This is a genomic window from Brevundimonas sp. (assembly GCF_016463485.1).
In the GTDB taxonomy this organism is placed as follows: Bacteria; Pseudomonadota; Alphaproteobacteria; order Caulobacterales; family Caulobacteraceae; genus Brevundimonas.
The window spans coordinates 1-13,929 of the sequence record NZ_JAEMRD010000090.1; the positions used below are offsets into that span (position 1 = coordinate 1).

Below are 13,929 nucleotides of genomic sequence, written 5' to 3' on the forward strand. Positions count from 1 at the left end.
TTCCTCGACCATGGCGGCGTTCTGCTGGGTCATCTGGTCCATCTGGTTGACGGCGATATTGACCTGGCTGAGGCTTGCCGCCTGTTCCTGGGCCGAGGCGCTGATCTCGGAGACCAGGCCGTCGATGGTGGCGACCTGTTCCACGATCCGGGTCAGGCTCTCGCCCGTCTCGCCGACCAGGGCCACGCCCCGGCTGACCTGCTGGCCCGAGGTGGAGATCAGGCCCTTGATCTCCTTGGCGGCTTCGGCCGACCGCTGTGCCAGGGCCCGGACTTCCTGGGCCACCACCGCAAAGCCGCGACCGGCATCGCCGGCCCGGGCGGCCTCGACCCCGGCGTTCAGGGCCAGCAGATTGGTCTGGAAGGCGATCTCGTCGATCACCCCGATGATCTGGTTGATCTCGGACGCCGACTTCTCGATCTGGCCCATGGCGGCGATGGCGCGATCGACGACTTCGCCCGAGGCCTGGGCGTCGCCCTTGGCCGTCGCCACGACCTGGGCCGCCTGCTGAGAGCCGGAGGCCGTCCGCTTCACCGTCACCGTGATCTGTTCGAGGGCCGCAGCCGTCTCCTCCAGCGAGGCCGCCTGCTGCTCCGTGCGCTTGGACAACTCCTCCGAGGCGGAGGCGATCTCCTCCGAACCGTTCAGGACGGCGGTTGCGGACCCGGATATCGACTGTATCGTCGCCGCCAGGGCTTCCACGGTCTTGTTGAAATCGTCCTTCAGGCTCTGGAAACGTGGCTCGACCTCGATATCCATGCGGGTCGTCAGGTCACCGGCCGCCATGTGCTTGAGGCCTTCAGCGAGCGCGGCGACGACGCGGTTCTGCTGGTCCTCGGCCTCCTGCCGCTCCGTCTCGGCGATTTTTCGCCGGGTCTCCAGGGCGTCCAGATAGACCGACACTGCCAGGTCCATATCCAGAAGCGTCGCCTTGACCAGGGCTCCCAGTTCAGCAGCCGTCGAACCCGCCGTCACGCCACGGGCGTTCAGGGCATGTTTAGGCCAGCGCGCCTCGACGACCTTGGCCACCATGGCTTCCAGCACCAAAGCATAGCCACCGATGTACCAGCGAGGTTCCAGGCCGATGCGCGCATGGACCTCGCCGACCTTGTTGACGCCTTCGGCATAGCGTTCGTCGTACAGCCCACTCGAGATGATGTCCCAGTGCGCCAGCTGCTTCTTGTGCGCGGCGTCGATATGGCCATCGTTCTTGAAGAAGGCCCTGGTCTCGGGCGTGGCCCGGACCTGTTCGTAGAATCCGTCCAGAGCCGCTGGCATCTCCTTCATGATGAGGGGCTTGATGGACTTGATGCGCGAACGCGCCGCCTCATCAAGCTTCATGAACTTGATCCGGCTCTCGACGGCTTGATTGGACATGGATCTGCTCTCTTTCCCGAGAAGGGCGGCCCTCGGTCGTCCTTGTCCCAAAACCCTGCGTCCAATGTGGATAACGGGAGCTTACTCATGCGCTAAGTAATTTCCCTCACGTAAACTTGGCTTCCGAACTGAGAGTATTGGCAGGCCGACGCCTCGGACCGGCGCTCCACCCTTACCACGCCGGGCTTGAATGCGCCGGCCCCCGGAACACCGCGTTGGCGAAGATGACTTCGAGGCCGTCCATATAGCCTCGGAAGGTGGGGTCGCTGGGGAAGGCGATGAGCCAGCCTTCGCCCTGGGGGGCGGCCATGACGGCGGGCTTGAAAGCGAGCTGGCGGCGGTTCTCGGCCCAGAGCTGGCCCGAGGCCAGCAGGGTGTCGGCGGAGGTGAAGCGGGCGACGTTCGTGCCCTCGCCGCGCTTCAGCGGGGTGTAGATGTCGGCGCCCCGGACCAGGAAGTTCAGGGTCGGGGCGACCCCGGCCGAGAGCCAGTGTTCGGGGTCGACCTCGGCGGTGGCCAGGACGCCGGCGACGCTGTCGGGGCCGCGCTCTCCGCCGTGGATCAGGCTGTCATAGGCGGCGCTGGAGGCGATCGCCGTGCCGGGGACGCGGGGCTTGTCGGAGGGGGCGTCGGACTTGTCATCGTCGGGGGCGACGGCGGTCTCGCGGCGGGCGGCGAGCATCTTCGACTCCGGCGCGGTCAGCAGGCGGGTGGCGCTGCCGAGGCCGATCAATGTGCCGCCCTGTTCGACCCATTCCCGCAGGTGGGCGACGCCGCCCTCGCCGAGCGTCCCGGCATAGTCGCGGCCGTCGGGCAGGATCACGACCTGGAAGTGGGCCAGATCGGCGGAGGCCAGGTTGGACGTCCGGACCACGGTGACGGGGTAGCCCAGCGACCGCTCCAGCACATAGCGGGTCGCGCCGACGGCCGAGGGGTCGGTCGGGTCGTCCCAGGCCAGGGCGATGCGGGGAGCCCGGATCGCGACCGCATCGGCCGAGCCGAAGCCGGGGCCATCGGAGACCCAGGAGTCGTCGATGCCGACGACCTCGGCCCCCCAGCTCATGGCCAGCTCGCCCATGAGCTGGGGCAGGTCGGCCGGGTTGCCGGCGCGGGGGATGACCAGGGTGCCGGCGGGCCAGCGGCGGCCGGCGTGGGTGAAGGGCTTGTCCAGGCTGCGCAAGGTGACGCCGTCCTTCAGCGCCTCGACCATCAGGCCGGTCCCGGCCAGGCCGGGGGCGACGAGGAAGCCGTAGGCGGCGTCGGGATTGTCCACGCCGCGCGGGATGACCTGATCCTCGGTCGCCACGGTGACGGCGACGGCGGGGGCTGAGGCGCACTTGTCCGACGGGACGTTGAACATCAGGGGCAGGGACCAGGCGGTGACGTCATAGATCTCGTCGCCCAGACCGCGTGCGCGGCGGCGCTCTTGTTCGGCCAGGAAGTCGGCGGGGACGGGGATGTCGCGGGTCAGCAGGACCTCGGCCATGCGGCTGTTGGGCTGGCTCAGGTTCACGACATAGGACCCGGCGGGATAGGATTTGCCGCAGGCCGTGAAGCCGGCGTCGGCGCGGCCGACCTCGATGCCCGACGAGACCAGCAGCCCCGCCAGACGATCGGCGGCCATCGGATCGTAGGTCGGGGGTGTCAGGACATAGGCGCCGCGTCCGCGCATCCCCTCGACATGGAAGGCGTAGAAGGCGTTCAGCAGCCGGTCGTGGTTGGCGGAGGAGGCCTCGATCGTGGACAGGCTGGCCACCATATGGTTCCGCACCGTCTCGCGATAGGTCAGGATCTCGCCCGACGAGCGCCGCGCCGCCAGACCTCGCGCGGAACCCTGTTCATAGGTCATCGACACGGCACCGAGGTAACCCGGCCAGCCGTCGCCATAGCCGGGATAGAAGGCGTCGAAGACCTGGCGGTTGAAATAGGGGATGCCCTGCTGGTCGAAGCGGCGGGCGGTATTTCGGCCGATGATCTCGCGGCTTTCCAGGGTCGAGGGCGCGATCAGCGGGTTCAGGGGCTGGGCCTCGGGCGGGAAGAAGAAACTATCTTCTGTTCCCATTTCGTGGGCGTCGACCAGGACCTGGGGCCGCCAGTCGCGGACCTGGGCGGCGTGGCCGCGCGTCTCGGGCTGTGTCTGGATGAACCAGTCGCGGTTCAGGTCGAACATGTCGTGGTTGAACCGGCCGGACGGCCAGGGCTCGTCCCGCTCGGCCGACAGGGGATCGGGATTGGCGACCGTGCCGAAGCCGGCGGCGTTGCCGTTCAGGAAACGCTCGCGGCCGTCGGGGTTCTGGGTCGGGACGAAGACGACCAGGGTGTTGGCCAGCCACCCCTGCACCGCCGGATCGCGCGAGGCCAGCAGGTGGCGGGCGGCGGCCATGGCGGCGTCGGCGGGGCTGATCTCGTTGCCATGCACCGAATAGGCCAGCCAGACGATCACCGGCTGATCGGCGATGATCCGCGCGGCGTCGGCGGCGCTGGTGCTGCGGGGGTCGGCCAGGGCGCGCGAATTAGCCTTGATCTGGTCCAGCCGGGCGATGTTGGCGGCAGAGCCGACAGCGGCCCAGAACACCGGGCGACCTTCGTGGGTGCGGGCCTGTTCGCCGATGACGACGCGGTCGGGGGCGGCGGCTTTCAGGGCCTCGAAATAGCGCAGCACGTCGGCCGAGCGGCTGATCCGTTCGCCGCTGTCATAGCCGAGGACGGCGGTGACGGTGGGAACGGTCGCATCATAGTCGGCACCTGGGATCAGGGAGGAACCGGGCGACTGGGCCAGCGTCGGGGATGCTGCGACGGCGATCAGCGCCAGGGCCGACAGGAGGATCGAACGAGAGCGGGCAGACGACATGGAAATCCCCGTGACACGAGGCCCCAGCTTTAGCGACTGGCGAGAAAATGGGAACCGAAGACCATTGCACCCCTGAAGCGATCGGTGAGGGGTTGATCGATCTGAGGTCGTGGAACAGAGTGTCGCCGTGGGGACCGCCTATGTCAGTTAGCGTACTGAGGCTCGTGGACAATCGTACCGCGCGGGACGGCCGGATCAGCGCCGTCGGGCTCGGACCGTGGTGAGTGGGTTGAGTGAGCCGCTGCGCAAGCATTATCCTCGGGACGACGCGTCGGTGGCGCAGGACCCGCAGGATGCGGTGCTGGCCGTCCTGCTGGCCGAGCGGGATCCCGACCGTCTGTGGCAGGCGTTTTCGGGCAGGCTGGCCGAACTCGGCTTCGACAAGCTGAACTACACCGTCTTCCTGCCGTCGCGCTCGCTGGATGCGCCGGACCTGATCAATCCGTCGCTGTCGACCATGCCGGCCGAATGGTTGGCGGACTATGCGGAGCGTCGGCTCGACCTGATCGATCCGCTCGTCGACTATGTCTCGGCGGGCGGACAGGATCCCATCCTTTTCGACGCCACGGCCGAGGGCGATATCGGAGAGGTCGCCCGAACTGCGCTGCGCGGCGGCATGAAGGCGGGGGTGCTGGTGCCCCTGCAACGCGGGCCGGGTCGCCACACCGGGGGCATGGTGATCGGCAGCAGCCTTGACCCCGCAGATACGCGAGAACGGGTGCGTCGACACGGCGCGCTGTTGCTCGCCATGGCCCGGGTCTTCCATGCCGGGATCGCGGGCGAGATCATGCTGAGAACCCACGGGGCCCAGGCCCTGTCGGCGCGGGAGCGTGACTGTCTGTCGGCCGTGGCCATGGGGCGCCGGATCAGCGCCGTCGCCCACGACCTGAACATCGCCGAGGTCACGGTGGGCATGCACCTGAAGAATGCGCGCAAGAAGCTGGGGGCCCGCAGTCTGCCGGAAGCGGTCGCCCGCGGGCTGATCTTCCAGCAGATCGAGACGCTCTGACGCCACCCCCCGAGCCACCCAGCGGCCCACCTATGGAAATCCGCAGGTTTCGCGAGGCGCACGAAAACGCCAGTGTGGACCTGCCCGGCCGGGTGATCGCGAAAGCGCTCCGGCTGCGGTCCGCATCACCCTCCGCCTGACCGTAGGGGGTGTCGGCCCCGGCGTCCCGACTTCGCCCCACGAGGTCGGGACGCCCATTTTCCCTTCTGTTCGCCAGGTTTGCTCGGACCGGATTGACTCGGTCACACAGTATGCGGCATACACTGTGTGTCACACACTATGTGACGAGCAGGATCAGCCATGACGATCGATGCCGAACTTTTTGAATCCATGCGGCTGGAGCTTCGGCGCGGGTCGCTGGTGCTGGCCGTGCTCGCCTGTCTCAGGACCGAGCGCTACGGCTATACCCTGCGCCAGGCCCTGGCGGCCGACGGGCTGGAGATGGAGGAATCGACCCTCTATCCGCTGCTGCGCCGTCTGGAGAGCCAGGGGCTACTGGCCAGCGAATGGCGCGAGGAAGAGAAGCGGCGGAAGCGCTTCTACGTCCTGTCGCCGATGGGCGAGGCCATGCTGGCGGCCCTGACCGACGAATGGCGGGGCATCAACGCCTCGCTCGACCGAATTCTCTGAACAATCCCGACCTTGGAGCAACCAGGATGACCCTGACAGACCGATATCTGAAGGCCGTGGCGGCGCAACTGCCCCGGGCCACCCGCGACGACATCATCGCCGAGCTGCGCGACGCCATCCAGACCCGGATGGAGGACCGCGAGGAGAGCCTCGGCCGCCCCCTGAGCGAGGCGGAACAGGAGGCGGTGCTGCGCGAGGTGGGCCACCCCCTGACCGTCGCCGCCCGTTATGGCTCGGGCCCCCAGCATGTGGTCGGGCCGGAGCTGTATCCCTGGTGGATGTTCGGGGTGAAGGTGGCGCTCGTCGCCATGGCCGCGATCACGGTCATCGGCCTGGTGGTGCGGGTCTTCGCCGGGGACATGATGGCGGGTCAGGCGATCGGCCACGCCTTTGCCAACGTCTTCAACGGCGCGATCACCATCGTGGGTCTGGCCACCCTGGCCGCCTTCATCATCGAGCGTCAGAAGGAGAAGCCGGCCTTCATTCGCGACTGGCGGGTCAAGGACCTGGGCCTGTTCGAGATCGCGGCCTTCGACGCCGACAGCGTGTCGCGGGCCCTGTCCGAGAACGGTCCGACCCAAAGCGGCGCGGCCGATCGGGCCCGGGGCCGGGTGCGGGGCATCAGCGGCCAGATGTCGCCGGCCGCGCGCGGCGTGGCCAGCGCCATCGCCTGGGCCGTCTTCCTGCTGTGGTGGACGGGGCTGCTGACGACGCGGGACCTGAGGCCCATCGACCTGGCCGTGACTATCGACGGGGTCAGCTATTCGCAACTGGTGATCCAGACCCTGGGGCTGATCTACTGGCCTGTCATCGCCTATGCCGTGGCGCGGATCGTGTTCGGACTGGCGCGGGCGGCCATGCCCGGCTCGGTGCGCCTGACCGGGCTCGGCGACCTGGGTCTCAGCGTGACGCGGGCCTGCTTCTACGGCTGGCTCTGGATCGCCTCGCCCCTGTCGCCGCTGATCCGCGCCGACAGTCTGCAGACCCTGATCGAACGGGTGGCGACCATGGTGCAGACCCACGACTGGGCCCTGGCGACGATCATCATGCTGGTGGTGGCCATCGGTTTCGTGACCAGTGTGTTCGAGGCGTCGGGCGCCCTGTGGCGGCTGGTGACGGGCAAGCCGTCGCCGGGCGCGGACAGGCTCAAGCCCAGCCTCGTCTGACCTGGTCATGTCCGAAAACCGCGAGACATGGGGGCGATCAGCCCCCATGTTGGCGTCATGGAAACGGCGCGCGACACATTGGATCAGGAGGCCTGCTACCGGGCCGTGCTGACCCGCGATGCGCGGTTCGACGGGCGATTCTTCGGCGGGGTGACGTCGACCGGCATCTATTGTCGGCCGGTCTGTCCGGCGCGGACGCCGAAGCGCGAGAACATGATCTTCTATCCCACCGCGGCGGCGGCCGAGGAGGCGGGGTTCCGGGCCTGTCTGCGCTGCCGGCCCGAGACGGCTCCGGATATGGGGGCCTGGCGCGGCACGTCCAACACCGTCAGCCGGGCCTTGGCCCTGATCGAGGCGGGGGCCCTGGATGAGGCCGACGTGGACGCCCTGGCCGGTCGGCTGGGGGTGGGTGAGCGCCAGTTGCGCCGTCTGTTCCGGCAACATCTGGGGGCGGCCCCGGTCAGCGTGGCCCAGACGCGGCGGGTGCTGCTGGCCAAACAGCTGATCCACGAGACCGATCTGTCGATGGCCGAGGTGGCCCTGGCGTCTGGTTTCGGCAGTGTGCGGCGCTTCAACGAGACTTTTCAATCCTTGTACGGACGACCGCCCTCGGCGCTGCGGCGGCGCAAGGAGCGTGCTGCCGAGGTCGGGGTGCGGCTGGGGCTGTCCTACCGGGAGCCGTACGATCCTGAGACCATGCTGGCGGCGCTGGCTTCGCGCGGTGACTTGGTCGATGACGGCCGCTGGTCGCGGGCCCTGACCGCCGCCATCGACGGTGCGGACGGCCGGGTCGTGGTGGCCTTCGGGCGGCCGGGTCGGGTCGAGGTCACGGTCGAGGCCTCGGACCTCAAGGCCCTGCCGGGGGTGCTGGCGCGGGTGCGGCGGGTGTTTGACCTGTCGGCCGATCCCGACGCGATCGCGCGGGATCTGTCGGCCGACCCGGGACTGCGAGCCCTGATCGAGGCGCGGCCGGGGCTGCGCCTGCCCGGCGACTGGATCGATGACGGACAGACGGCACCGAGCGATCGGTTGCCGGACGATTTCGAGGCGTGGGCCATGGCCCGCGCCGAGCGGTGGAGGCCCTGGCGGGCTTACGGCGCCCTGCATCTGCGGACAGCGGGACTGTCGGCGCGAGATCTGGAGAACGAAGGTGAAAAACGTGCAGCCTGAGACCTTCACCCTGGACCGGATCGGGACCCCGGTCGGCGAGGTGCTGCTGGTCGTCGATGCCGACGGCGCGGTGCTGGCCCTGGATTTCGAGGACTATGAGGCGCGGATGATGCGGCTGCTGACGCGGCATCACGGGGCGTTCGTGCTCGAGCCGGGTGAGGTGCCGGAGACGACCCGAGCGGCGGTCGTGGCCTATTTCGCGGGCGACCGGGCCGCGCTGAACGGTTTGACGGTACGCACCAACGGTACGGATTTCCAGCGCGAGGTCTGGGCCGCCCTGCGGGCCATTCCGGCGGGCGAGACCCGAACCTATGGCCAGTTGGCGGCGGCGATCGGGCGGCCGAAGGCGGTGCGGGCCGCCGGGCTCGCCAACGGCCAGAACCCCGTCGCCCTGATCGTGCCCTGCCACCGTGTCATCGGGGCGAACGGTACCCTGACCGGCTATGCCGGTGGGCTGGAGCGCAAGCGTTGGCTGCTGGCGCATGAGGCGAGGTGACGCGGCGGCCTCAGCCGGGGCTCGACCCTCTTCGGCGACGGGTTTAGACTGCGGCGACAGCCGGGGTGCGCCTGGCCGACGAGGATGACGCCATGCTGATCGCCGCGCTCGCCGCCCTGGCCCTGACCGCCCAGCCCGTCCCTGCCGCCGCGCCGCCGCAGGTCGATCCCGATACCCCGTTCCAGCTCAATGACCTCGAGGTCACCGGTCGCCGGCTCGAAAACCTGGTGCGTGATTTTGTGGTCGATGTGGGAGCCCCGGTGCGCAACCGCGACCTTGCGCGCTGGAGCCGCAGCGTCTGTCCGGGCACGGTCAATCTGAGGACCGCCGAGGCCCAGTTCTTCATCGACCGGATCGCGCAGACGGCCATGAGCGTGGGCCTGAACCCCGCCGGTCCGGGCTGCGACCCCAATGTCATCATCATCTTCGCGGTGGACGCCGACCCGGTGACCCGGGCCTTCGTCGCCCAGGCCCCGCGCCGGTTCGTCAGCGGCGGATCGGGCACCGATCGCGGACGCAGCCAGCTGGCCAGGTTCCAGACCACGGACGCCCCCGTCCGTTGGTGGCATTCCAGCATGCCGGTCTTCTCCGACACCGGCGAGCGCGCCACGCGCCTGCCCGGCGATATCATCGGCAATGGTGCGGGCGTCGGGGGACAGGACACCACCTTCGCCTATGCCCCCTCGGTGCGGACCACGGTGTCGTCGCGACTGCGTTCAGAGATCGTCGACAACCTGTCCAAGGTCTACATCGTCGTCGATGCCGGCAAGCTCACGGGTACAACCCCGGACCAGTTGGCCGACTATCTGAGCTTCCTGGCGTTGGCCCAGGTCGATCCCGAGGCGGAGACGCGGGGCTATGCCACCATCCTGAACCTGTTCGACGATCCGCAGGGGACGCCGGGCCTGACCGATCTGGACCGGGCCTATCTGAACGGGCTCTACAAGTCCGAGCGGAACCTGGGCAATGCGGGCAGCCAGACCCAGGAAGTCGCCAACTCCATCGTTCGCGCCCACCACGCGATCAGGGCGGCCAAGGGCGAATAGGCTCCTTCAGCCGAAGACGATCTTCCACATCAGTCGGCCCGGCGCGAAGGTGAACAGGCCGGCGATCAGCAGGCCGCCGACGAACAGGCCGGTCATGCCGCGCCGGTGCGCCTTGATGTCGTGACGTCTGGCGGCAAACACGGCCATGGGCAGGGCGATCACGGTCCAGCCGCTGAGCAGATGGATCCAGGAAAAGGTCCCGCTGGTCCGGATGAAGAAGGAGCTGATCGCCACGGTCGCCATGGCGATCACCCAGGTCCAGCCGAGCGTCCGGTGCAGGGTGTTGCCCTTGACCCCCAGCAACAGGACCATGCCGATCAGCAGCGCCGAGAGGGCGGCGACGACGTGTAACTGGATCACCACGGGCTGGGCGGCCAGCAGGGCCAGGTCCGGGGCGTGGGGATGCGACCAGAGCGGCAGCAACCCGGCTTGGGCCAGCCCGATCCAGGCGGCGATGACGAGGATGACGCCAAGGCCGGCGAGCGGCCAGGGACGGAGCAGGGGGCGGGTGATCGACGGCATGGCGGGCTCCTGAAGGGATGCTCCGGTGTAGTTGTGCCGACCGTCGCGTCACCCGCGACTGCGCGATCCGTCGTTGCGAATGCGTCAATGGCCAGGCGGCGCCGCTGGCGAAGCGCGAACGAACAGGCCTTGCGTCAGACCCCGTCCAGGAACAGCCGGCTGGCCGGGTTGTTGGTTTCGTCGACGTAGGGATAGCCGAGGGCGTTCAGGGCCTCGGTGAGGGCGTCCACCTCGGCGGGGGGGACGTGGATCCCGGCCAGGACGCGGCCGACGTCGTCGCCGTGGTTGCGATAGTGGAACAGGGTGAGGGCCCAGGCGGGCTGGAGCGCGTTCAGGAAGCGCAGGAAGGCGCCGGGGCGTTCTGGGAACTGGAAGCGCAGGATCCGCTCGCCCTCCAGCCCCGCCGCGCGACCGCCGACCATATAGCGGACGTGCAGTTTGGCGGTCTCGTTGTCGCTCATGTCCTCGACCCGGTAGCCCGAGGTCTGGAGGGTGGCGATCAGGTCTTCCTTCTCGTGCGGGCCGCTGCGCAGGGCGACGCCGACAAAGAAATGGGCCGCGCCGTCCGGGGCCCAGCGATAGTTGAACTCCGTCACCGACCGGCCGTCCAGCAATCTCAGGAAACGGGCATAGGCGTCGCGGTCGTCGGGCATCTCCACCGCCAGCAGGGCCTCGGCGCCCTCGCCGATCTCGGCCCGTTCGGCGATGTGGCGCAGCCGGTCGAAATTGACGTTGGCGCCCGAGTTGACGGCGATCAGGGCGGCACCATCATCCGTACACGGATTCAGCGCGGCCCAGGCCTTGAGCCCGGCCAGGGCCAGGGCTCCCGAAGGCTCGGCGACGGCGCGGCTGTCATCGAAGATGTCCTTGATCGCGGCGCAGATGGCGTCGGTGTCGACCAGGATGATGTCGTCCAGCAGGTCCTTGCACAGGCGGAAGGTCTCGTCCCCGGCGCGCAGGACCGCCACCCCGTCGGCGAACACCCCGACGCTGTTCAGTGTGACGACCCGGCCGGCGTCGATGGCGGTCTTCATGGTGGCGGCATCGACCGGTTCGACCCCGATGACCTTCGTCTCGGGCCTCAGGAATTTGACGATGGCCGCGACGCCGGACGCCAGGCCGCCGCCCCCGATCGGCACGAAGACGGCCTCGATCGGCCCCGAATGCTGGCGCATGATCTCCAGTCCCACCGTGCCCTGGCCGGCGATGACCTCCGGGTCGTCGAAGGGGTGGACGAAGACTGCACCGGTTTCAGCCTCCAGCGCGCGGGCGTGGGCATAGGCCTCGTCGAAGGTTTCGCCGTGCAGGACGACGTTTCCACCGCGCGCCTTGACCGCCGCCACCTTGATGGCCGGGGTTGTCACCGGCATGACGATGGTCGAGACCGCGCCGCGCTTCGTCGCCGCCAGGGCCAGGCCCTGCGCGTGGTTTCCGGCCGAGGCGCAGATCACGCCGCGCGCCAGGGCCGCCGCGTCCAGCCCGGCGACCTTGTTGTAGGCCCCGCGGATCTTGAACGAGAACACCGGCTGCAGGTCCTCGCGCTTCTGCAACACCGGCCGACCCAGGCGCGCGCTCAGGCGCGGCAGGGGATCGAGCGGGCTCTCGATCGCAACGTCATAGACGCGTGCGGTCAGGATGCGGCGGACGGTATCTTGCATGGGTCGTGTTCTGGAAGGCGGTGCGGCGGCATGTGCGCGTGATTTCTGACCGGTCTTCTAGCGGTTCACGCAAGAAATGCTGCACAAAAGTGGGCTACTGTAGCCACCGCCCCGGATCGACGGGACGGTCCTCGCGGCGAAGTTCGAAATAGACCTCGCCGTCGGTGGCGGCCTTGCCCAGGCCCTGGCCGTCGGTGACGCGGGCGCCGGTCTCGACCGAAACGCTGTCCAGACCCGCCAGGACGACGCGCCAGCCGGGACCGAGATCGAGGATCACGACCTGGCCCCAGCCGTTGAGGGGGCCGGCGTAGTCGACCACGGCGGAGGCCGGGGCGGCGACCGTGCGGCCGTCGCCCTTCCAGCGCAGGCCGGTCGATCCGTCGCCGAAACCGCCGCTGGGCAGGCCGGGCAGGGGCGAGGTCAGGCGGCCGCGGCCGCCGGGCAGGCGGGTGGCGACAGGCTCTGCCTCGCCCTCGGGGGCCGCGCCGACCGTGCCGCCCAGGGCCCGGATGCGGGCCTCCAGCACGGCGGCGGCGCGCTCGCTGCGCTGGGCGTCGGCGCGCAGCACGGCCAGCAGGGCGGTCTTGCGGGTCGTCAGGGCCTCGATCTCGCCGCGCCGGTCGCCCTGGGCACTCTCGATGGTCAGAAGGCGTTCGCTGGACAGGACGGCGAGGCGGCGGATGCGGGTGATCTCGGCCTGACGATCGGCCAGCACCCGGGCCCGGCGAGCGAGTTCGGGGGTCATGGCGCGCATCAGGATGGCGGCGCGGACCGTGTCCACGGCCTTGTCGGACGGGATCAGCAGAGGTGGCGGCGGGCGGCGGCTCATCATCTGCAGGGCCGACAGCAGCCGGCCCTGCACGGCGCGCTCCCCGGACAGGTCCGCGAGCAGCATCGTCTCCTGTCGGGCCAGCTCGGACAGGCGGGCGCGCTGGGCGTTCAACTGGGCGTCGTCGGTATCGCGCGCCTGGCGCAGGGCGGACAACTGGCGCTCCAGTGCCGCCAGTTCTGTCTGGGCGTCCACGGCGTCGGCGCGCAGACGGCGGGCGCGAACCTGTTCGTCGCGATATTCGGCCTGGAGCGAGCGCAGGTCGGTGGGTTGGGTGTCTCCGGTCTCGAGGGCCTGATCCTGGGCGCGCAGGGTCGCGGCCGGACCGACGGCCAGGGCGATCAACAGGGTGGTGGCGACCAGCTTTCTCATCAGTCGCGATGATAGGGTGATCCGGCCAGGATCGTCACCGCCCGATAGACCTGTTCGGCCAGCATGGCCCGGGCCAGGGCATGGGGCCAGGTCTGGGGTCCGAAGGCCAGGGTCGATCCGGCCGCCGCCAGGACGCTGGTGTCCAGCCCGTCGGCACCGCCGATAGCGAAGACCAGCCGCCGCTCGCCGCGATCCCGAAGCAGGGCGATATGGTCGGCGAAGGCGCGGCTGGAGTACGCCTTGCCCCGCTCGTCGCAGGCGATCAGGTGCGCACCGTCCGCGGCGGCCAGGATCAGTTCGGCCTCGGGCGCCTTGCCGGGCTTTCGGGGATCGAGGTCGATCAGGTCGAGCGGGCCGAGGCCGAGTGCGCGGCCTGACAGGCTGGCACGCTGGGCGTAGTCGGCGGCGAGGGTGGCCTCTGGCCCACGGCCCGGCTTGCCGATGGCGAGGATGGAGAGTTTCATCCTTCGCTCCGCTGCTTCCAGTCCCTCTCCGTCATCCTCGGGCTTGACCCGAGGATCGGACGCTGTGCGAGACCTGTCTGTGCGCGAGCCGCGATCACTGTGCTCCGCTCTTCTGCACTGCCTGCCGAAAGTCCGATCCTCGGGTCAAGCCCGAGGATGACGGAGCGTGAGATACTAGACCGCCGTGGGCGTGCGGTGGGCGCTGTCGACGGCCCAGATCTTTTCGATGTTGTAGAACATCCGCACCTCGGGCCGGAACAGGTGGATGATGACATCCTCGGCGTCGATCAGAACCCAGTCGCAGTGCGGCAGGCCCTCGACCTTGGCCTTGCCCAGGCC

The 13,929-nt window shown here is 69.1% G+C and carries 13 protein-coding genes; 6 read left to right on the top strand and 7 right to left on the bottom strand.

Features of this window, described 5'->3' with window-relative positions; all coding sequences use genetic code 11:
- Both JHC99_RS12550 and JHC99_RS12555 read right to left on the bottom strand, forming a co-directional pair.
- A partial coding sequence (locus JHC99_RS12550; RefSeq protein ID WP_292154704.1) for a globin-coupled sensor protein occupies positions 1–1,377 on the bottom strand: 1,377 nt, incomplete at its 3' end.
- A 172-nt stretch (positions 1,378–1,549) separates the two neighbouring features.
- Positions 1,550–4,228, bottom strand: coding sequence for a M14 family metallopeptidase (locus JHC99_RS12555; protein WP_292154705.1), 2,679 nt, complete (start codon positions 4,226–4,228; stop codon positions 1,550–1,552).
- 229 nt (positions 4,229–4,457) lie between these two features.
- Here JHC99_RS12555 and JHC99_RS12560 point away from each other — a divergent pair, with 229 nt between their 5' ends.
- The 6 genes from JHC99_RS12560 to JHC99_RS12585 all read left to right on the top strand — a co-directional run bounded on the left by JHC99_RS12560 (position 4,458) and on the right by JHC99_RS12585 (position 9,745).
- Positions 4,458–5,237 carry a LuxR family transcriptional regulator gene (locus JHC99_RS12560; protein WP_292154707.1) on the top strand — a complete coding sequence of 260 codons (780 nt, stop codon included), beginning with the start codon at positions 4,458–4,460 and terminating at the stop codon, positions 5,235–5,237.
- A 300-nt stretch (positions 5,238–5,537) separates the two neighbouring features.
- On the top strand, positions 5,538–5,867 hold the full coding sequence (locus JHC99_RS12565) for a helix-turn-helix transcriptional regulator (protein WP_292154708.1): 330 nt from the start codon (positions 5,538–5,540) through the stop codon (positions 5,865–5,867).
- 26 nt (positions 5,868–5,893) lie between these two features.
- Entirely contained in the window at positions 5,894–7,033 is a 1,140-nt protein-coding gene (locus JHC99_RS12570) for a hypothetical protein (RefSeq protein ID WP_292154710.1), read from the top strand.
- Positions 7,034–7,060: 27 nt separating this feature from the next.
- Positions 7,061–8,203, top strand: coding sequence for an Ada metal-binding domain-containing protein (locus JHC99_RS12575; RefSeq protein ID WP_292154711.1), 1,143 nt, complete (start codon positions 7,061–7,063; stop codon positions 8,201–8,203).
- Positions 8,184–8,699: a methylated-DNA--[protein]-cysteine S-methyltransferase gene (locus JHC99_RS12580; RefSeq protein ID WP_292154712.1), complete on the top strand. Its 516-nt coding sequence runs from the start codon at positions 8,184–8,186 to the stop codon at positions 8,697–8,699. Before JHC99_RS12575 ends, JHC99_RS12580 begins: the two co-directional genes overlap by 20 nt.
- 65 nt (positions 8,700–8,764) lie before the next feature.
- Positions 8,765–9,745 carry a hypothetical protein gene (locus JHC99_RS12585; RefSeq protein ID WP_292154713.1) on the top strand — a complete coding sequence of 327 codons (981 nt, stop codon included), beginning with the start codon at positions 8,765–8,767 and terminating at the stop codon, positions 9,743–9,745.
- A gap of 6 nt (positions 9,746–9,751) precedes the next feature.
- On the opposite strand, the gene JHC99_RS12590 is transcribed toward JHC99_RS12585, so the two are convergent.
- The 5 genes from JHC99_RS12590 to JHC99_RS12610 all read right to left on the bottom strand — a co-directional run.
- Complete coding sequence (locus JHC99_RS12590; protein ID WP_292154714.1) at positions 9,752–10,267, bottom strand: DUF2306 domain-containing protein; 516 nt, start codon at positions 10,265–10,267, stop codon at positions 9,752–9,754.
- Between the two features lie 134 nt (positions 10,268–10,401).
- On the bottom strand, positions 10,402–11,925 hold the full coding sequence (gene ilvA, locus JHC99_RS12595) for a threonine ammonia-lyase, biosynthetic (RefSeq protein WP_292154716.1): 1,524 nt from the start codon (positions 11,923–11,925) through the stop codon (positions 10,402–10,404).
- Between the two features lie 94 nt (positions 11,926–12,019).
- Positions 12,020–13,126, bottom strand: a complete 1,107-nt coding sequence (locus JHC99_RS12600; protein ID WP_292154717.1) for a peptidoglycan DD-metalloendopeptidase family protein — start codon at positions 13,124–13,126, stop codon at positions 12,020–12,022.
- Positions 13,126–13,590, bottom strand: a complete 465-nt coding sequence (gene rlmH / locus JHC99_RS12605; protein ID WP_292154718.1) for a 23S rRNA (pseudouridine(1915)-N(3))-methyltransferase RlmH — start codon at positions 13,588–13,590, stop codon at positions 13,126–13,128. The genes JHC99_RS12600 and rlmH overlap by 1 nt, the downstream gene beginning before the upstream one ends.
- Before the next feature lie 174 nt (positions 13,591–13,764).
- A partial coding sequence (locus JHC99_RS12610; RefSeq protein ID WP_292154719.1) for an RsfS/YbeB/iojap family protein occupies positions 13,765–13,929 on the bottom strand: 165 nt, incomplete at its 5' end.